Raw genomic sequence first — 17,821 nt, 5'->3', positions numbered from 1 at the left:
CTGCGCAGCAACAAATCATAACACATATATGTGGCGGAAAACGTATATCTGTTATATCCCCATCTAGGCAAGGACCTTCGATCAGCTTCCGCAGGCTCACGCCCTCAGCCCTTCCCAATGGAATGAACCCAATGACCGCCGACGCCCCGAGGATCGACCTTCTGAGTCTGGAAGAGGCGGCGAACGCGGCCGGGTCGGCGGGGATTTCTGAACAGATGGCGCCGCTCAGCGTGTTTCGCGTCCTCCTGCGGCATCCCGCGGTGGCGGGCGAGCTTGCCTCCACGCTCACTACCCTCCTCTTTCGAGGCAACAAGCTCGACGCCCGCCTGCGCGAACTGATCATCATGCGGATCGGCTGGAGGACCGGCTCCGCCTATGAGTGGACCCAGCACTGGCGGGTGGCCCGCGGGCTCGACATTCCCGAGGCCGACCTGGCGGCTTCCCGTGACTGGCGGGGAGCCGCGAACCTGTCGGAGGCCGACAGGGCTGTGCTGCAGGCCACCGACGACACGCTCGATCAGGGCATGATCTCGGACGCCGCCTGGGAAGCCTGCTGCCTCCACCTGGCGACGGACGCCGAGCGCATTGAGCTGGTGGTTGCGATCGGCAACTGGACCATGTTCTCCCAGCTCCTGAAGAGCCTGCGCATTCCGCTGGAAAACGGTGTCGAGGCCTGGCCGCCGGATGGCCAAGCGCCACGAACCTGAGTGTCCCACCCCATAGAGCCGGAGTTTCCATGACACGCATACCGATTTCGTCCGATCTCGTCGGGTTGGAGCTCCCCGCCACCACCCAGACCTGGACCTCCAAGGACACCATGCTCTACGCCCTGGGCGTCGGCGGGCGGCCGGCGGAAGACCTGGACTTCATCTATGAAGGCCGCGGCCCGAAGGTTCTGCCGACCTATGCCGTGATCCCGGGCGGCGGCGCCTTGGGGGGTCTGATGCGCACCGTCGACATGCGTCTGGAGATGCTGCTTCATGGCGAACAGTCCATCGAGCTGTTCCGGCCCCTCCCCCCCGAAGCCAGCGTCGAGGTGAGCGGTCGCATCACCGAGGTCTGGGACAAGGGAAAGGCTGCCGTTCTGGGCGTCGAGGGCGTGGCCCGCGACGCCGACGGCGACCTTTTCCGGACCCACGCCACGCTGTTCGTCCGCGGCGCGGGCGGTTTCGGCGGCGAGCGCGGTCCCTCGGGCGGAGATAGCGCCGCGCCCGACCGGGCCCCGGATATTACGGCCAGCTTCCAGACCCGTCCCGAACAAGGCGCGATCTACCGGCTGTCGGGCGATCGCAACCCCATCCATATCGACCCGGCGTTCGCTAGGATGGGCGGGTTCGACGCGCCCTTCATGCACGGGCTGTGCACCTACGGCATTGTGGGTCGCGCCATCCTGCGAGAGCTATGCGCCGACGATCCGGGCGCCTTCCATTCCTTCCAGGGCCGGTTCGCTGACCGGGTGCTGTATGGGGACACTATCGTCACCAAGATCTGGCGCACAGGCGACGGCGAGGCCATCGTGCAGGGCGAAACCGCAGACGGCCGTATCGTCCTGTCTCAAGCCAGGGCGAAATTCGCAGTCCCAGCATAGGCATCGACATGTCGCCCTATCCTCACCTGCTGTCACCGCTGAACCTGGGGTTCGTGACGCTCCCGAACCGCACGCTGATGGGCTCGATGCACACCGGCCTTGAAGAGGCGCCGGATGGATACGATCGGCAGGCTCGGTTCTTCTCCCGACGGGCGCAAGGCGGCGCGGGTCTGATCGTAACCGGTGGCGTATCGCCCAATGAGGCTGGCCGGCTGGGCCGGAACGGCGCGGTGATGCGCGAAGCCGTCGTGGCAGGACACGCCCGGATCACGACCGCTGTGCGCCAGTCCCGCGGGCTCATCGTGCTGCAACTCCTCCACGCCGGCCGCTATGCGCGTCACGACGGCCTCGTCGCCCCGTCACCGATCGCCTCGAGAATTAACCCGCTGACGCCGCGCGAGCTGACCGAGGACGAGATTCTCCTTACGATCGAGGACTTCGCGAACGCCGCGATGCTTGCCAAGGAGGCTGGCTACGACGGGGTGGAGATCATGGGTTCGGAAGGTTACTTGCTGAACCAGTTCCTGGCGCCGCGGACCAATCAGCGCACTGATCGCTGGGGGGGCTCTGCAGCCAATCGCCAGCGGCTGCCTGCCGAGATCGTCCGGGCGGTCCGCGCTCGTTGCGGTGAGGAGTTCATTCTCGTCTACCGGCAGTCGTTGCTCGATCTTGTGGAGGGCGGCAGCACCTTCGACGAGGTGGTCGATCAGGCCAAGACGGTCGCGGCCGCCGGCGCGAACCTGGTCAATACGGGGATCGGCTGGCACGAGGCGCGGATCCCCACCATCGCCCACATGGTGCCCCGCGGAGCTTTCGCGTGGGCCGCGGCACGGCTCAGGTCCCATCTCAACTTGCCGGTCGTGGCGTCGAACCGGATCAACACCCCGGAGCTTGCCGACCGCCTCATCGCCGACGGCAACGCCGACATGGTTTCAATGGCACGGCCCTTCCTGTCCGATCCCGACTTCGTCGCCAAGGCCCGGGCCGGGCGACGCGCCGCGATCAATGTGTGCATTGGCTGCAATCAGGCCTGCCTGGACAACGCTTTCACCGGCCAGCTCACGACCTGCATGGTCAATCCCGCCGCCTGCCGCGAGGCCGAATTCGGCGATGTCGCGGGGCCGATCGAACCCAAGCGTGTCGCGGTCGTTGGCGCGGGGCCCGCGGGCCTGGCCGCGGCGGTGACGAGCGCGGAGCGGGGCCACAGGGTCACCCTGTTCGAGATGTCAGAGCGGATCGGCGGGCAGTTCAATCTCGCGCGGCGGATTCCGGGCAAGGAGGACTATGCCGAAACCATCGCATATTACGGCGCGCGGCTGTCCGAGCTCGGGGTCGAAGTGCGGTTGGGAACGCTTGCCCGCGCGCAGGAGCTTCTCGCCGCCGCCTACGATCATGTGATCCTGGCCACCGGCGTGGAGCCGCGAGCCCTGGACTCGGTCGGGGTGGACGACCCTCGTGTGCTCACCTATGCGCAGGCCATCGAAATGCCCGAACGAGCGGGCGACACGGTGGCGATCCTGGGCGCGGGCGGCATTGGCTTCGACGTGGCTCAACTGCTGGCGCATCCGACTGGCGCGGGCGATCCCACGGAGCCCGACATTGAGGGGTTCTCCCGGGATTGGGGGATCGACACGGCCTTTACCGAGCGCGGCGCCCTGCAGCGGCCGCCGACGTCCTGGCCGGCGGCCCGACGGGTCACGATCTTCCAGCGAAAGCCGGGATCAGCATTCGGCGCGGGCCTGAGCAAGACGCGCGGTTGGGCCAACGTCCAGGAGGTGGCGCGCCGCGGTGTCGCCATGACCGGGGATGTCGTCTATGGACATCTCTCGTTGGAGGGCCTGCATATCACAGTGGGCGGCATCCCTCGATTGGTCGTGGCCGACACGTTCGTGTTATGCATCGGCCAGGAGCCGCAAGCCGGAATCGCCCCGGCGCTGGCGGCTGGGCGGGTTCCATATTCGCTGGTCGGCGGCGCGCGAGACGCTGCTGGTCTGGATGCGGTGCGGGCCATCGAGGAGGGAACCCGGGCGGCGCTCACGATCTGAGCGGCCCCAAGGATTCGAATGCATGCCAAAACCTGATCAGTCCGTCGTTAAGTCCGCCGCCCGGACCCTGGAAATTTTTGAATACTTCGACGAAGTCCGCAGGCCTGCGCATATCCAGGACGTGGCCTTGGCGCTAGGCTATCCACATTCCAGCACCGCGGCGCTACTCCGCAGCCTTGCCGATCTCGGCTACCTGGAGTTTTCCTCCGACGACAAGACATTCTTTCCGTCCATCCGGGTCTCCCTGCTCGGTCACTGGGTTGGCGACGAAATCCTCCCGCTCCGGCGCATTCAGCAGCAGATGCGTGACATCGCAGAGCAAACTCAGATGACCGTGGTGCTGGGTGCGGCGAGCGGCGGCTACTGCCAGTATGTCCGCGTGATCGAGGGCGCGACGCCGATCCGCTACCACCTCAAGGCGGGTACGCGGCGATGCCTTGCTCGCTCGACCCTGGGCCGCGTGCTCCTGGCCATGGCCCCTCCTGATCGCAGGGCCCGGCTGATCGCCGAAGGCCTGGCGGTGTGGGACGGCGATGAAGCGCCGCCGGCCGCCGAGGAGGTCGCCAGAGACGTTGCCCAGGTCGCTGCCCGAGGACACGCCTTCCATGCCGGCCTGGTCAACGACAACGCCGCGATGCTGGCCATCCCCCTCTCGGTCAGTCCGCCCGCACGTCCGCTGGCCCTTGGCCTGGCCGCCCCAAAGGACCTGTTCCGGGGTCGCCGCGCCGAGCTGCTCAAAATCATGGGCGACGTGCTCGGAAGCCCGGGCGCGGCCCACAAGACCGCCTGAGCGTCGGGCTGTCGTCAGGCGGGTCTGGGGTTCTGGATTAGGACGGTGCCCTGCGCCGAGCAGCAGAGCCGGCCCTCGTTTTCCATCTCGATCCTGACGACCGCGGTCTGTTTGCTCATGGAGATGATTTCCGCATGCGCCGTGACCGTCCCGCGGCTGACCGGGGCGAGCAGGTTGATCTTGAACTCGGTCGTGGCCGCCCACTGGCCCTTCTCCATATGGGGGTAGCAGACGCATCCCAGCACGTGATCGCAGGCGGCAGACAGGACGCCGCCATGCATGTTGCCGAAGCCCGTCAGCAGCTTTGGGTCGACATCCATCTCCGCCGTGAGGCCGCCCGGTTCCATGGCCACGATCCGCAGGCCCAGGAACTCGGGGAGGCCGGTCATCCGATTGCTCGAAGCCATGAAGGCTTCGACCATCTCGGCGTGAAACTCGGGCATTCTACGCGGGATCATTGCATTTCCTTTCACGGCTTAGCGAAAACGGTCGGCGCGAGCGAGCGCGGTCTCGGCGCCGCTGACGAGGTCTTCCAGGACGTCCCGGGCGGGGCGAATCGCCTTGATGAGCCCCATGCCCTGGCCGGCAAACCCAGGTGCGATATCCTTGCGCTGATCCAGGGTCGCCGCCGCGAGCACGGGCCCGGCGATGATCGACTGGAAGGGCATGGGCAGCGGCGACTTCTCCGCGTCCACCCAGGCCTGCGCCCACTTATTGCGGATGATCCTGGCCGGCTTTCCGGTGACGGATTTTGACACTACCGTGTCGCCATCGCCGTACTCGACCAGAACCTCCTTCTGGAATTGCTGAATGCCGGCTTCCTCCGTCGCCAGGAAAGCGGTGCCCACCCAGGCGCCTTCAGCCCCCAGCATCATCGCGGCGGCTACGCCGCGGCCGTCGGCAATACCGCCGGCCCCGAGCACCGGGATGCGCCCCGCCATGGCGTCGACGACCTGGGGGATAAGCGCCATGGTGCCGATCGGCGAATTGTGTCCGCCCCCGTCATGTCCCTGAGCGACCACCACGTCGATGCCAGACGCGGCGACCTGCAGTGCGTGCTTCACAGACCCGATGACGGCCATGATCTTTGTACCGTTCTCCCGCAGTCGCTCCATCCAGGGGCCGGGGTTTCCCAGGCCCGCGGCGTAGACCGGCACCTTTTCCTCGATCACCACCTCCATTTGCGCCTCGAAGAACTCCTTTGAGAAGAACGCGGGGCCGCCCCGAGCTTCGGCGTTGGTGTCCTCGCGCGGACGGACGACCTTTTGCAGGCCTTCCTGGCGCATGAAGTCGGCTGCAAACGCCTGATAGTCGCCAAGCAGATCCATGGGCGACGGCTTGCCGCCCTCGCCGGAGCCTGCCGCCGCGTCGACCACCTCGCGGCGGACCGAGGCCGGCAGCAATGTGTCGACGCCGAAGGGCTTGTCGGTGAGCGATCGCACTTCGCGGATCCACGCGCGAAGTTCCTCGGGCGAGCAGGCTGCGGCGCCAAGGATTCCTAGCCCTCCGGCATTGGAGACCGCCGCTGCCAGGCGGGGAACACTGGCCCCGCCCATTCCGGCGAGGACGATGGGATAGCGGATACCGAAAATCTCGCAGATGCGGCTGTGCAAAGCCATGACAGTGTTCCTTGTCTCTGATGATGAGGGTCGCTGAGCCGACCTTGGGTCAGCGACCCTGGAAGACAGGCTTGCGTTTCTGCATGAAGGCGAGTGGCCCCTCCCGGGCGTCCTCGGTTCGGAAGACAGGGGCAGCCATTTCGGATTCGATCTGCATGGCTTCAGCTTCCGGTCGGCCCAGGCAAGCTCGCGCCGACCGGCGGATGGCCTGTACCGCAATCGGCCCGTTGGCGGCGATGCGCTCAGCCAGATCAAGGGCTGTGGGCAGCACGTCGGCCTGGGGGACCACGCGATTGAGGAACCCCAACTCGAGCGCTTCAGCGGCGGTAATGAGATCGCCGGTGAGCAGCAGCTCCATGGCCCGGGCATAGGGTATTTGTCGGGGCAGTCTCACCGTCGAACCGCCTCCTGGGAAGATCGCCCACTTGACTTCCTGCACCCCAAACTTGGCGGATTCGGACGCGACCCGCAGGTCCGTCCCCTGCGCCAGCTCCATGCCCCCGGCGATCGCGTGACCGTTGATCGCCGCAATCACCGGCTTGACCACGTCGAAGGTCCGAAGAAGCCCTCGGCCCAGCATCTCCCCGTCCGCCAGCAGGCGTCGATCCCACTCGTCTTCGGCTGGCCGCGCGCGACTCATCAACGGAATGAACCGTCCAAGATCGGCTCCAGAACAGAAAGCCTTATCACCGGCGCCGGTGACCACCGCGACGCGGATGTCGGGGTCGTCACGCACTGCGGTCCAGGTGTCGGCCAGTCGAACCAGCATCTCCGGGGAGATGGCGTTTCTGGCCTCAGGCCGGTTGAGGGTGATGAGCGCGACATGGTCCTTCCGCTCGAACGTAACGACGTCGCTCATGCTTTCTCCGACACATATGTGTTTTGTTATGACATCTTCATGCTACGCTGACTTTCCGGATGAAGGAAAGCCTGAAGCGAACGTTGCGGCGGTCCGCGGCGGAAAAGGCCGATTGGCAGGATCGGTCGTCGGCGCCGGCAGGCTGTTCCCGTAAGAGGATTATCGATGACTGAACCGCACCGTACCGTCTTCAGAACGGCCGACGGCCTCGACCTCGTCGCCGACCGCTACGGCGCGCCGATCCGCGGCGGCGTGCTGCTGGCGCACGGGGGCGGCCAGACTCGGCACGCCTGGGCCAAGACCGCGGCGGCGCTGGCGGATCGCGGCTGGGAAGCCGTCGCCCTGGACCTGCGCGGCCACGGCGACAGCGGTTGGTCGCCGACGGGCGACTACCAGATGGAACGGTTTGCGGGCGACCTCGCAACCGTCGCCAACGAGATGGGCGGACGTCCGGCGCTGATCGGCGCGTCGCTCGGCGGGCTCGCGGGATTGCTCGCTGAAGCCGAGATCGCGCCTCGGAGCTTCAGCTCCATAACCCTGGTGGACATTGTGCCCAACATGGACATGGACGGCGCCGCTAAAGTCATGGGCTTCATGAGCGCCCATATCGGCGAAGGTTTCGCTAGCCTTGAGGAGGCGGCCGATGTGATCAGCTCCTATTTGCCCCACCGCACAAGGCCTTCGGACCTTTCCGGATTGGCGAAGAACCTTCGGTGCGGCGGCGATGGTCGATATCGCTGGCATTGGGATCCCAGCTTCGTCGCAAGCGCGAACCGGGAACGGTCGAGGCGAGATGCGCAGGCGTTCGACGCCGGACTGGCCAGTCTAACCCTGCCAGTGCACCTCATTCGTGGTCGGCTGAGCGAATTGGTGACGCGGCAAGCCGCCGAAGATTTCGTCGCAAAATTGACGAACGCCCAGTTCACCGATGTCGCTGGCGCTTCTCACATGGTCGCGGGGGATCGCAATGACGCCTTCCTCGACGCCGTGGTGGGCTTTCTCGATCGGCTGGATTCCGGACAGCCCGCCAAAGTCGGCCGAAACTCGCCCTAGCAGGATATTGAACCGCATTTTTGGCTCGCTTTCAGCGAGACAGCTGTCCAATGGACCGGAAGAAATGCTAATGATTTCATCGATAGCGCTTCGCGGGTTGAGGTGAAATTGCGCCGATTGAGCCAAGTTCACCCCCGGTACCCGGCTTTTTCAACAGCCTGTTAGATGCACAGGCAAGCAAGCTAATCATCTCGGCCGTCTCCGGAATGGCGGCCAGGCTTCACGCGACTGCTACTTAGACAGGTGCCAGCGGCGGCTTTGATATTCGGGCATTCCGGGACAATCCACTGCCGCTTTCCCTCCATCAGGATTTCCTCGGCGGCCCGCTGGAAATGATCGAGCGCCTGCAGGTAGTTGGGCCATGAATTCAAGCCGACTCCCGTGCTCCGGTCCAGCCAAACTCTGATCACGTCGGGCTTGGCTTTCGCCCCTCGGCAAAGGCCCGCCCGAGGTCGATGAGCACATCTAAGGGAGGCAACCGTTCTCAAGCGTGCCATCCAGGATTCCTCGGTGATAGCGCCCCACCGCGGCCAGCGTCGCGCCGTCATTTCCAGGTCAAATCCCGGGTGCCGGTTTTGGGATCGCCCGTCTTTTGCGCCACGGCAGGAGAATTGCGGCTTTTGCCTGGCAAAGTCCGCAATACCCGGCGCAGTTTAACCAAGTATAGATAACGTGCATGTAAGATCGTGTGCAACGAAATCGTAAGAGGCGACAGAGTGATGTCCAAGGCTCCGCCGGAGAGTGATCAACAGTTCGCCGCAGTCATTTCGACTCGCCGACGACAGATCGCCATGCGTCTGCTTTTGCCAGCGATTGTCGCCCCAATCTACGCCGTGTTTACAGGTTCCTTCGTGGCCGCGGTGGCGGGGGTGCTCGGCTACTTCCTGTTGCAAGCGCTTGAGGTCTGGGTCTTTCCCCGCGCACTGATTGAGCGACGGATGGAGGGCGCGCGCTGGCGGGCCGCAGCCCTGGCGGTTGTGGCGGTCAATGGAGTGATTTTCGGTTCGGTTGGCATCGTCGCGGCCGTTTTCGGCGGACCTTGGGGAGCCGCCTGCGGCGCGCTGTGGGTGTCGGGCGCGATTTTGAACGCGGTTCTGACCAGCGTGGGTTGCCGCCCGGTGTTCGTTGCCGCCCTCCTGCCGCAGATCGGCTACTTTATCATTCTCGCTCTCCTCGCCATGCCTCTCGGCGCGCCGCTGGGTCAAGCTGTGGCTTTGGCTGTGACGGCGGGGTTGAACGTCACAGCTGCATTGTTGGCCTGGCGACTCTATCAGAATACCCTGGCGGCCGAGCGTGAGGCCAAGGCGCTGGCGCAAGCCGCGACCGCCGCGAAGTCGGCTTTTGTCGCGATGGTCAGCCATGAACTTCGCACGCCACTCAGCGCCATTCTGGCGGGCGCGACCGAGGTAGGGGGTCGATCGCGCGACGCTTGCGATCGTTCAAGCGCGCGCCTCATCCTTGACTCCGCCCGTATGATGCGGAGCCTGCTCAACGACCTGCTGGACATGTCCAAGATTGAAGCGGGCCGCCTGACGATTGAAGAGGTTCCCTACGACCTTCAAGCACTGGTGGAAGACACCCTACAATTCTGGTCCGCCGAGGCGCACAAGAAGGGCGTTTCACTCCGCCTGGAGGCCGGGCCCATACTTGGCTGGGCTCGGGGTGACCCCTTCCGACTTCGACAGATCTTCAACAACCTGCTTTCGAATGCAATCAAGTTCACCGACGATGGCGGGGTTGTGGTGCGGGTCACAACGCCCGTGGACGCGCACGGGGAACTCCTGCAGGTCGAGGTGACTGATACAGGACCTGGAATGACCCCCGATCAGCTCGAACGCCTCTTTGTCGCGTTCGAGCAACTGGACGCGAGCACGGCCCGTACTCACGGCGGCACCGGGCTTGGTCTGAACATCAGCCGGCAGTTGGCGGAGTTAATGGGTGGGGACTTGGCGGTGGTCAGCGACGCTGGCGGAGGCACTACCTTCACATTGAAGCTTCCGCTCGCAAGGCTCGACGGGACCTTCGAGCCGGAGGGTTACGAGCAACCGGTGACGCCCAGCGTGGATCTCAGAGTCTTGATCGTCGACGATCATGAGATCAATCGTCGAGCGTTTGGCCTGATGTTGCAGCCCTTCTGCAGCCAGGTCGTCACCGCTCAGGACGGTCAGGCCGCGTTGGCGCTCTTGGCTACCAGCGAATTCGATGTCGTGCTGATGGATATGAACATGCCGGTAATGGGCGGCCTGGAAGCGGTGCGGCGGCTAAGAAACTCAAACGGGATGAATCGGAATACGCCTGTTATTGCGCTGACAGCGTCTTCGTCCGCCGACCACGTCGACCAATGCCGAGCTGCGGGGATGCAGGCCTTTGTGAACAAGCCGGTCGAGGCACACAAGCTGTTCGCCGCTATCGAGGCAGTCCTAGAACCAGTGAACGCTGAACAGGGTGTCGGCCACCCGCCACACCCGTTCGCACCGGCGGAGCCAGAACCCAGCCGATCGCTGAGGGCCCGAAGGCGATCGGTATGATGGGCTAAAGACCGTACCGGCCAGCGCTTCGACGCGAGTGCGCGTGAGGCCATTGCGGAGCTTACCGTCGATAAAGCTGGATGGGGCGTCTCGCTGCCCTCCATGCGGATCGACGAGGCGGGGCACTCGAACCTGCTTCGGGTATCCGAGCCGTGCGTCAGTTGCGTGCCGGCGTCGGGTGACGAAGACGACGCGGATGCGTCACGGTTTTGGCATGGTGCGGCACCATAGGTTGGCCATGTTGCGCACCCGCTGCATCGAAGTACCAGGGGGAGGAATTCTTAAATGCCAAAGCCGCATCGCGCACTTGCCTTCGCGCTTTCGCCACGTCTGCTCTCGTCGCCCCTGCGTAATCGGCGACGCCAAGATGACCACGGCGCTGCTCGACCGCCTGACCCACCACTGCGACATCGTCGAAACCGGCAACGACAGCTGGCGGCTGAAGAACCGATCCTAATCCAACCGTGAGGGGTGCGCCCGTCGGCTACGCGCTGCGCTGCGCAAGGGCTCCGCGCTACGCCGCCGGGCGACTGCCAACGCCTGCGCCAGGGGGGTAATCTTGGACGCCGATCGGGGGTCACTTTTGCAAGCCGTTTGACACGCCACCGGCATCAGGAGTTGATCCGTTTCCTCAACGCCGTCGAGCGCGCCGTCCCGCCGGACAAGTCCGTCCACGCCATTCTCGACAACTACGCCACCCACAAACACCCCAAGGTGGTCGCATGGCTGGGCCGCCATCCGCGCTGGACCTTCCACTTCACCCCGACCTCATGCTCCTGGCTGAACGCCGTGGAGGGCTACTTCGCCAAGCTCGCCCGCAGACGCGTATTCCACGGCATCGTGGGCGCCCCGCACCTGAGGGGTTGAGGCAAGCAAGACCGACAGTCTGAACGGGCTAGGAAGCCCTTGTTTTCTGAACAGGGGAGACTGATGCCGACCGAGAGATTGTCAATGCGCCGCATACGCGACCTACTACGTCTGAGAAATGAGAACGGCCTGAGCACGCGGCTGATCGCGACCGCGCTGGGGATCAGCAAGGGCGCTGTTGGCGACTATCTGCAGCGCGCCCGGGTGGCGGGGCGGGGCTGGGCTGGCCGCTGCCGGAGGATCTGACTGATACGGTCCTTGAACGACGGCTGTTTCCTGGCCAGCCCAATCCGACGGCCCCGCCGCGTCCCGAACCCAACTGGGCTTATGTCGACCAGGAACTTCGAAGGAAGGGGGTGACCCGTTCGCTGCTGTGGGAAGAATACCGGGCCGAACACCCAGACGGCTTCGGCTACGCATGGTTCTGCGAGCGCTATGAGATCTGGAAGGGCCGTCTGTCGCCCACCATGCGCCAGAGCCATGCGGCCGGAGAGAAGGTGTTTGTCGACTACGCCGACGACACCATCGACCTGATCGATCCGGCGACCGGCGCGGTCCGGGCGATGAAGCTCTTCGTCGCGGCCATGGGCGCTTCCAGCTACGTCTATGCCGAGGCCCGGCCGAGCGAAGGCTTTGGCGGACTGGATCGGCTGCCACGTGGGGCTCTTGGCCTTCCTGGGCGGGGTCCCGGCGATCATCGTCTGCGACAACCTCAAGGCCGGGGTGACCAAGCCCGACCGCTATGAGCCGGGGATCAATCGCACCTACCAGGATATGGCCCCGCACTACGGGACGAGCGTGATCCCGGCGCGGCCGTACAAGCCGCGAGACAAGGCCAAGGTCGAGCAATCGGTGCTGCTGGTGGAGCGCTGGGTGCTGGCCAAGTTGCGCAACCAACGCTTCTTCAGTCAGGCGGAACTCAATCTGGTGATCGCAGAGCTGGTCGCCGAGCTCAACGCCCGGATCATGCGCGCCTACGGCGCCAGTCGCGCCGAACTCTTCGCCTCGGTGGACGCGCCGGCGCTCAAGCCGTTGCCGCCCGAACCCGGTTCGACAGGCTGGCCGCTCACTACCTGGCCTTCGTCCACATCGCCGCTTCCATGCTCTGGATGCGCTGAATGTCGATTCGTCCTAGTCGGAAGAGATCGGGTTGAGCCATAGCTCGCCTCGCGGGGTTGTCCCCGACGCCGTTAGCTTCGCAGATTTGGGTTAGCCGTCAGTGCACGCCCTGATGATTGTCGGTTGCGCGTCGACAGCTGACATTGAAGGGTGGCGTCAAGCGGACCCGCCGGGTTCGTTCTTCTCGCTTTGCCACTCGTAGATTGGCTTTTCGGATGGGCATAGGCTGCATGACGCAGCCGCCTGCCACGGGAGACTGTGCTTTGTGCTGTTGCGCTGAGCGCAACAGCCGTGCAGTCCTTCGCGATAACGGTCCGACGGCGTTGTCGCTATCCAGCCCCCGTGTGTAGCGGAGGGGATTGGCGATGCGCAGACTTCAGATGATGGCCGGGGCCGCGACGGTCTTGGCGCTGGCTCCGGTGGGGGCCATGGCCCAGGACGCAGCGTCCGTCGAGGAGCTCGTGGTGACCGGCACCCGCGGCGCCGGTCGGGCCGCGCTGGACGCGCCGGCGCCGGTCGACGTCGTCACCAGCGCGCAAATCGCCGACACCGGCTACCCGGACCTGGGCCGCGCTCTCAATTTCCTCGAGCCTTCGGTCAACTTCGCCCGGGCGGCGACGACGGCGTCGGCTGCCAACACCCGGCCGATCACCCTGCGCGGCCTCGCGCCTGACCAGACGCTGGTGCTCGTCAACGGCAAGCGGCGCCACGCCAACGCCGTGCTCAACGTCAACAACAGCATCGGCCGCGGCTCCGCGGCCGTCGATCTTGACACTATTCCCGAGAGCGCCATCGAGCGCATCGAGATCCTCAAGGACGGCGCGGCCGCGCAGTACGGGTCCGACGCCATCGCCGGGGTGGTGAACATCATCCTCAAGGACGACGCCGAGGGTGAAACCGCCGCGCTGCTGACGGGAGTCACCGAGCAGGGCGACGGCGCAAACGGCCTGGCGACGGCGACGGTGGGTCTGCCGCTGGGCGACGGTGGCCACCTCACCGTGACCGGCCTATTCCGGGCGCAGGAGCCGACCAACCGCGCCCTGGTCGACCAGCGCTTCGGTCGCGTCACCTATCGTATCGGTGATCCCGAGGCCTGGGTCGGCAGTGTCGCGATCAACGCCGCCGCGTCACTGGGCGACGCCGAGGCCTACGGGTTCGGCATCCTCACGCGCAAGGTCTCCAACAATGGCGCCGGCTTCCGCGTGCCCGGCTTTTCGCCGGTCCATCCGAACGGCTTCCTGCCGATCATCGAGCCCCAGATTTGGGACATCGGCCTTACAGCGGGCGTGCGCGGTGAGTTCGCCGGCATCAGCGCCGATGTCAGCCAGACCTTCGGCTACAACCAGGCCGAATTCCGCGTCTACGACACCGCCAACGTCTCGCTGGGGCTGGCCAGCCCGACGAGGTTCGACGCCGGGGCCGTCAGCTACCAGCAGTTCGTGACCGACGCGGTGCTGTCGCGCCCACTCGACGGGCTGCTGGCGGGCGGTAACCTCGCGGCCGGGGTCCAGTTCCGGCACGAGACCTACAGCATCGCCAACGGCGAACCCCTCGCCTATTTCGGCCTCGGCGCCGACGGTTTCGCGGGCTTCAACCCCCGGAATCCCACGGACGCGAGCCGCAACGCCTACGCCCTGTTCCTCGATGCGGAACTGCGGCCGATCGAACCGCTGCTGCTCGCCGCGGCGGTCCGCTACGACCACTATGACGACTTCGGTGGCAAGGCGACCTGGCGCGTCACCGGCCGCTACGAGATCATGCCGGGCATCGCCATGCGCGGGTCGGCCGGCATCGGCTTCAAGGCGCCCTCGCTGCAGCAGCAGTATTTCAGCGCCGTCCAGGGCGCCCTCAGCGCGGGCGTGCTGGTCACCGTCGGCACCCTGCCCGTGGACGATCCCGTGGCGCGGGCGTTGGGGGCCGTGTCCCTGGCGCCGGAGACGTCGCGCAACGTCGGCGGCGGCCTGGTGGTGGGCCCCTTCGGCGGGTTTACCTTCACGGGCGACTACTACCGTATCCGCATCGAGGATCGTATCGCCCTCAGCGAGCAGCTCGGCGGTCCCGCGGTCAGGGCGATCCTGACGGCGGCCGGGATCACCAACTTCCAGCAGGTGCGGTTCTTCACCAACGCCCTGGACACGACCACCGAGGGGTTCGAGTTGACCGCGACCTGGCGCGGCGAGGTCGGGGCCGGCGTCAGCGTCGACCTCGCCGCCGGCTACGGCGTGTTCGAGACCAGCCTCGACGAGTTGGGCGCCAACCCGGTGCTGCCGACGCTGCCGCTGCTGAGCAACAAGTCGATCCTATTCGTGACGCAGGCGCAGCCGCGCAACAAATTCACGCTCCAGGCCAGCGCCAGCCGCGGCCCGTGGGAGGTGCGCGCCGCCCTCGCGGTCTTCGGCCAGTATCGCTCGGCCCCGCTTGTCGCGGCCCAGGACTTCGACGGTAAGGAGACCTTCGACCTTGGCTTTGGCTACGATCTCAACGAGCGAATCCGCCTCGACCTCGGCGTCCAGAACCTGTTCGACGCCAAGCCTGACACAATCGACGACCAGGCGTCCGTGATCGCTTCGACGGGGGGCAGCTTCCCGACCGGCGAGGAAACGCCGATCGGCGTCAACGGGCGAAGCTACTTTGTCCGCCTGCAAGCGAGCTTCTGATGCAGCGGCGCGAACTGGTCCGCGGCGCTGCGGCGCTGGCCGCGGCGCGGTTCCTCGCCGCACCACGCGCGGCAGGGGCTGCGCCGCGGCCAGCCACGGACCCCTTCCGCCTGGGCGTAGCCTCGGGCGAGCCGGCCGCCGACGGCTTCGTGCTGTGGACGCGTGTCGAAGGGCTGATCGAGGACGCGGCCATCGGTTACGAGATCGCCGAGGACGACGCCTTCCGACGCATCGTCCGGACGGGCCGGACAAGGGCCGTGGCCGGCAGGGGCGGCGCTGTCCACCTGGAGGTCGGGGGACTCTCGCCCGGTCGCGATTACTTCTACCGCTTCCATCTCGGCGGCGAGGTCAGCCGGGCCGGCCGCACCCGGACCATCCCTGCGGCGCCGCAGAGGCTTAGGCTCGCCCTGACCTCCTGCCAGCACTGGGAGCACGGCTGGTTCTCCGGCTACCGCGACATGGTGGCGGCCGACCCGGACGCGGTGATCCAAGTGGGCGACTACATCTACGAAAGGTCCTTCGGCGCGGCGCCCAAGGTGCGGACGTTCGATGCGCTCGACCCGGTGTCGCTCGACGACTACCGCCGCCGCCATGCCCTCTATCGCACTGATCCCGACCTCGCGACCGCCCACGCGGCGCTGCCCTTCGTGGTGACGTTCGACGACCACGAGGTCGAGAACGACTACGCCGGTGCGGTCGGCGGCGACTTCGGTGATCCGGCGCGGTTCCTGCGGCGCAGGGCCGCCGCCTACCAGGCCTACTTCGAGCACATGCCGCTCCGGCCGAGCGCCTTTCTCCCCGACGGCGGCCTGCGCCTCTACCGGCGGGTAGAGTGGCCTGGCCTGGCGACGCTGCACGTCCTCGACACCCGCCAGCACCGGACGCCGCAGGCCTGTCCCGAGCCCGGCGCGCCGCGCAGCCGGGTGCTGACCGCATGCCCGGCGGCCCTGGACCCGGCCGCGAGCCTGCTCGGCCCCGCCCAGGAACGCTGGTTGACGCGGGGCCTGACGCGGGAACAGGCGCCCTGGAGCCTGATCGCCCAGCAGACTCTCTTCGCCCGCCTGTCCCTGCCGCAGGGCGAGGACGCGCGCTACTCGGACATCTGGGACGGCTACGAAGCGAGCCGTGACCGCCTGCTGGCGCAGCTTCGACACCCTTCGGTGCGCAGTCCGGTGGTCCTCAGCGGCGACGTCCATTCCTTCTGGCTCAATGACGTACGGGCCGACAGCCGCCGCAGCGGCGAGGCGCCGCTGGCCGCCGAGGTGGTGACTAGCTGCCTTGCGTCCCGCAACGGTCCCGAGGCGCTGTTCGCGCCCGCCCGCGCGCTGAACCCGCATGTGCGCTTCCTGGACAACGCCCATTCCGGGTATGTCCGGCTGGACCTGAGGCCCGGGCGGTTGGAGATCGAGCTGCGCGCGGTGCACGACCTCGCCGATCCGGACAGCGGCTGTCGGACAGTTGCCTCGGCCGCCGTGGTGGCCGGCCGCCGCGGCGTGGAAATCTGACGCTGTCGCGAACCTGTGACCCGGGAGGCGTACCGGTCGCGGCATGCTCCGCAAAGCCCCGCCTCTTGAAGCGATCGAGGTCTTCGTGGCCGCCGCTGGCGGCAGGAGTTTCCGTGCGGTAGCGCGCGATCTCGCCCTCAGCCCCTCCGCTATCAGCCGGCGCATCGCGGCCCTGGAAACCTTCCTTGGCGCGACGCTGTTCGACCGGACCACCCAAATTCCCACGCTGAGCGCGGCGGGCCGTCGATATCTACTGATGGTCGAGCCGGCCATGGTCGCCATCCAGCGCGCCACCATGCAACTCGCCGGGCCTCAGGATGAACGGATTTCCGTGGCCGCGTCACACAGCTTCGCCTCGGCCTGGCTGCTCCCGCGGCTGGGCGAGCTTCAGCGTGACCACGGTATCGAGTTGGAGATTATTCCAACACGCGACTTCAATGTTCTTCGTTCCGGCCAGGCCCGGTTCGCGATCTGGGGCGGCAACGAAGCGCCGGCCGATCTCGCCGCCACGCATCTGTTCGATGCGGTGGTGACGCCCGTCGCGGCGCGGCGGCTGGCTTGCGGTCGGTCTCCGCCCGCTAACGAACACGAAATACCTGACTACACTCTTTTGAGCATGCGCACCCCGGCGAGGTTGTGGGAGCGGTGGCTGGCGCTCGCGGGTGTTCATGCGCCAGAGCTGAAGGTGCGCGAATTCGCGACACTTCAGCTTGCCTACGAAGCGGCGGCGGCCGGCATGGGCGTCGCGCTCGGCCTGCCGCTCGTAGTCGAACCGGCGCTCGAGGCGGGCCGGCTGCTGGCGTGCGCGGGCGCTCCACGGTCCCTGGGCGAATCCTATCGCCTCTATCGCTCGCCGCGGCTGGCCATAACGCCCCCGGAGCAGCTCTTCGTCGACTGGTTGCGCCTATCGGTGGGCAGATCGATGCAACGGTTCGCCCTCCATGCCCAGCGACCAACTCTCGATCCTGGCCTGGTCGCCTGATCTGAAGGCGGTTCGAAAACTCCTGCGGCGTCTGGGACGCCACGGTATTCCCCTTCGTTTATGTGTGAGATCAGGCCCATCACAAACCTCCGCAAAAGCGGAGACCTATGAATCACGCATCCAACGAGCCGTGAATCTGGAGGGTTCTGTGTGGTCGCGGACGCGGTTGGAGGGGGCGTGGCGCGGTCGCGACCACATTGAAGCCGGAT

Annotated in this window: 12 protein-coding genes and 3 pseudogenes; 12 read left to right on the top strand and 3 right to left on the bottom strand. The window is 66.2% G+C overall.

What is annotated here, in order from left to right; translation table 11 throughout:
• Positions 1-131 precede the first annotated feature (131 nt).
• Genes OCL97_RS19490 through OCL97_RS19475 form a run of 4 tightly spaced genes read left to right on the top strand, consistent with a single transcriptional unit; the run spans position 132 to position 4,423 of the window.
• On the top strand, positions 132-707 hold the full coding sequence (locus OCL97_RS19490) for a carboxymuconolactone decarboxylase family protein (protein ID WP_305280461.1): 576 nt from the start codon (positions 132-134) through the stop codon (positions 705-707).
• Between the two features lie 29 nt (positions 708-736).
• Positions 737-1,588: a MaoC/PaaZ C-terminal domain-containing protein gene (locus OCL97_RS19485; protein WP_012274983.1), complete on the top strand. Its 852-nt coding sequence runs from the start codon at positions 737-739 to the stop codon at positions 1,586-1,588.
• An 8-nt stretch (positions 1,589-1,596) separates the two neighbouring features.
• Complete coding sequence (locus OCL97_RS19480; RefSeq protein ID WP_377371414.1) at positions 1,597-3,633, top strand: oxidoreductase; 2,037 nt, start codon at positions 1,597-1,599, stop codon at positions 3,631-3,633.
• A gap of 22 nt (positions 3,634-3,655) precedes the next feature.
• Positions 3,656-4,423, top strand: coding sequence for an IclR family transcriptional regulator (locus tag OCL97_RS19475; RefSeq protein ID WP_304821708.1), 768 nt, complete (start codon positions 3,656-3,658; stop codon positions 4,421-4,423).
• A 14-nt stretch (positions 4,424-4,437) separates the two neighbouring features.
• Here OCL97_RS19475 and OCL97_RS19470 read toward each other — a convergent pair whose 3' ends face one another.
• The 3 genes from OCL97_RS19470 to OCL97_RS19460 are packed head-to-tail and all read right to left on the bottom strand — an operon-like array spanning position 4,438 to position 6,901.
• Complete coding sequence (locus tag OCL97_RS19470; protein ID WP_304821705.1) at positions 4,438-4,881, bottom strand: PaaI family thioesterase; 444 nt, start codon at positions 4,879-4,881, stop codon at positions 4,438-4,440.
• Between the two features lie 18 nt (positions 4,882-4,899).
• Positions 4,900-6,042 (bottom strand): NAD(P)H-dependent flavin oxidoreductase, encoded by a 1,143-nt coding sequence (locus OCL97_RS19465; protein ID WP_012274987.1) that lies wholly within the window; start codon positions 6,040-6,042, stop codon positions 4,900-4,902.
• A 49-nt stretch (positions 6,043-6,091) separates the two neighbouring features.
• A complete protein-coding gene (locus OCL97_RS19460; protein WP_304821702.1) occupies positions 6,092-6,901 on the bottom strand; it encodes an enoyl-CoA hydratase-related protein in 810 nt (269 codons plus the stop codon).
• 165 nt (positions 6,902-7,066) lie between these two features.
• On the opposite strand from OCL97_RS19460, the gene OCL97_RS19455 reads away from it, so the two are divergent.
• From OCL97_RS19455 to OCL97_RS19420, 8 genes and pseudogenes are all read left to right on the top strand, one after another.
• Positions 7,067-7,954 (top strand): alpha/beta fold hydrolase, encoded by an 888-nt coding sequence (locus OCL97_RS19455; RefSeq protein ID WP_304821700.1) that lies wholly within the window; start codon positions 7,067-7,069, stop codon positions 7,952-7,954.
• 719 nt (positions 7,955-8,673) lie between these two features.
• The gene (locus OCL97_RS19450) at positions 8,674-10,482 is read left to right on the top strand and encodes an ATP-binding protein (protein WP_377371412.1); all 1,809 of its coding nucleotides are present in this window, start codon (positions 8,674-8,676) and stop codon (positions 10,480-10,482) included.
• A gap of 349 nt (positions 10,483-10,831) precedes the next feature.
• Positions 10,832-10,939, top strand: a pseudogene (locus OCL97_RS19445) (ATP-binding protein); the annotation flags it as partial.
• Positions 10,940-10,953: 14 nt separating this feature from the next.
• A pseudogene (locus tag OCL97_RS19440) lies at positions 10,954-11,322 on the top strand (transposase); the annotation flags it as partial.
• A gap of 90 nt (positions 11,323-11,412) precedes the next feature.
• Positions 11,413-12,396 (top strand): annotated as a pseudogene (gene istA, locus OCL97_RS19435) (IS21 family transposase); the annotation flags it as partial.
• Positions 12,397-12,833: 437 nt separating this feature from the next.
• Positions 12,834-15,125 carry a TonB-dependent receptor plug domain-containing protein gene (locus OCL97_RS19430; protein ID WP_377371411.1) on the top strand — a complete coding sequence of 764 codons (2,292 nt, stop codon included), beginning with the start codon at positions 12,834-12,836 and terminating at the stop codon, positions 15,123-15,125.
• Entirely contained in the window at positions 15,125-16,630 is a 1,506-nt protein-coding gene (locus OCL97_RS19425; protein ID WP_377371410.1) for an alkaline phosphatase D family protein, read from the top strand. The genes OCL97_RS19430 and OCL97_RS19425 overlap by 1 nt, the downstream gene beginning before the upstream one ends.
• Positions 16,631-16,673: 43 nt before the next feature.
• Positions 16,674-17,612 (top strand): LysR substrate-binding domain-containing protein, encoded by a 939-nt coding sequence (locus tag OCL97_RS19420; RefSeq protein WP_377371409.1) that lies wholly within the window; start codon positions 16,674-16,676, stop codon positions 17,610-17,612.
• Positions 17,613-17,821 lie beyond the last annotated feature (209 nt).

It is taken from the genome of Phenylobacterium ferrooxidans, from assembly GCF_042714595.1.
Classification (GTDB): Bacteria; Pseudomonadota; Alphaproteobacteria; order Caulobacterales; family Caulobacteraceae; genus Phenylobacterium; species Phenylobacterium ferrooxidans.
This window is presented reverse-complemented; position numbering and strand designations above follow the sequence as displayed.

Excerpts from the sequence above, each read along its gene's own strand:
- OCL97_RS19485 (WP_012274983.1), top strand. The coding sequence starts at position 737 with ATGACACGCATACCGATTTCGTCCGATCTCGTCGGGTTGGAGCTCCCC.
- OCL97_RS19470 (WP_304821705.1), bottom strand. The coding sequence starts at position 4,881 with ATGATCCCGCGTAGAATGCCCGAGTTTCACGCCGAGATGGTCGAAGCC.
- OCL97_RS19480 (WP_377371414.1), top strand. The coding sequence starts at position 1,597 with ATGTCGCCCTATCCTCACCTGCTGTCACCGCTGAACCTGGGGTTCGTG.
- OCL97_RS19455 (WP_304821700.1), top strand. The coding sequence starts at position 7,067 with ATGACTGAACCGCACCGTACCGTCTTCAGAACGGCCGACGGCCTCGAC.
- OCL97_RS19420 (WP_377371409.1), top strand. The coding sequence starts at position 16,674 with ATGCTCCGCAAAGCCCCGCCTCTTGAAGCGATCGAGGTCTTCGTGGCC.
- OCL97_RS19475 (WP_304821708.1), top strand. The coding sequence starts at position 3,656 with ATGCCAAAACCTGATCAGTCCGTCGTTAAGTCCGCCGCCCGGACCCTG.
- OCL97_RS19425 (WP_377371410.1), top strand. The coding sequence starts at position 15,125 with ATGCAGCGGCGCGAACTGGTCCGCGGCGCTGCGGCGCTGGCCGCGGCG.
- OCL97_RS19430 (WP_377371411.1), top strand. The coding sequence starts at position 12,834 with ATGCGCAGACTTCAGATGATGGCCGGGGCCGCGACGGTCTTGGCGCTG.
- OCL97_RS19465 (WP_012274987.1), bottom strand. The coding sequence starts at position 6,042 with ATGGCTTTGCACAGCCGCATCTGCGAGATTTTCGGTATCCGCTATCCC.
- OCL97_RS19460 (WP_304821702.1), bottom strand. The coding sequence starts at position 6,901 with ATGAGCGACGTCGTTACGTTCGAGCGGAAGGACCATGTCGCGCTCATC.
- OCL97_RS19490 (WP_305280461.1), top strand. The coding sequence starts at position 132 with ATGACCGCCGACGCCCCGAGGATCGACCTTCTGAGTCTGGAAGAGGCG.
- OCL97_RS19450 (WP_377371412.1), top strand. The coding sequence starts at position 8,674 with ATGTCCAAGGCTCCGCCGGAGAGTGATCAACAGTTCGCCGCAGTCATT.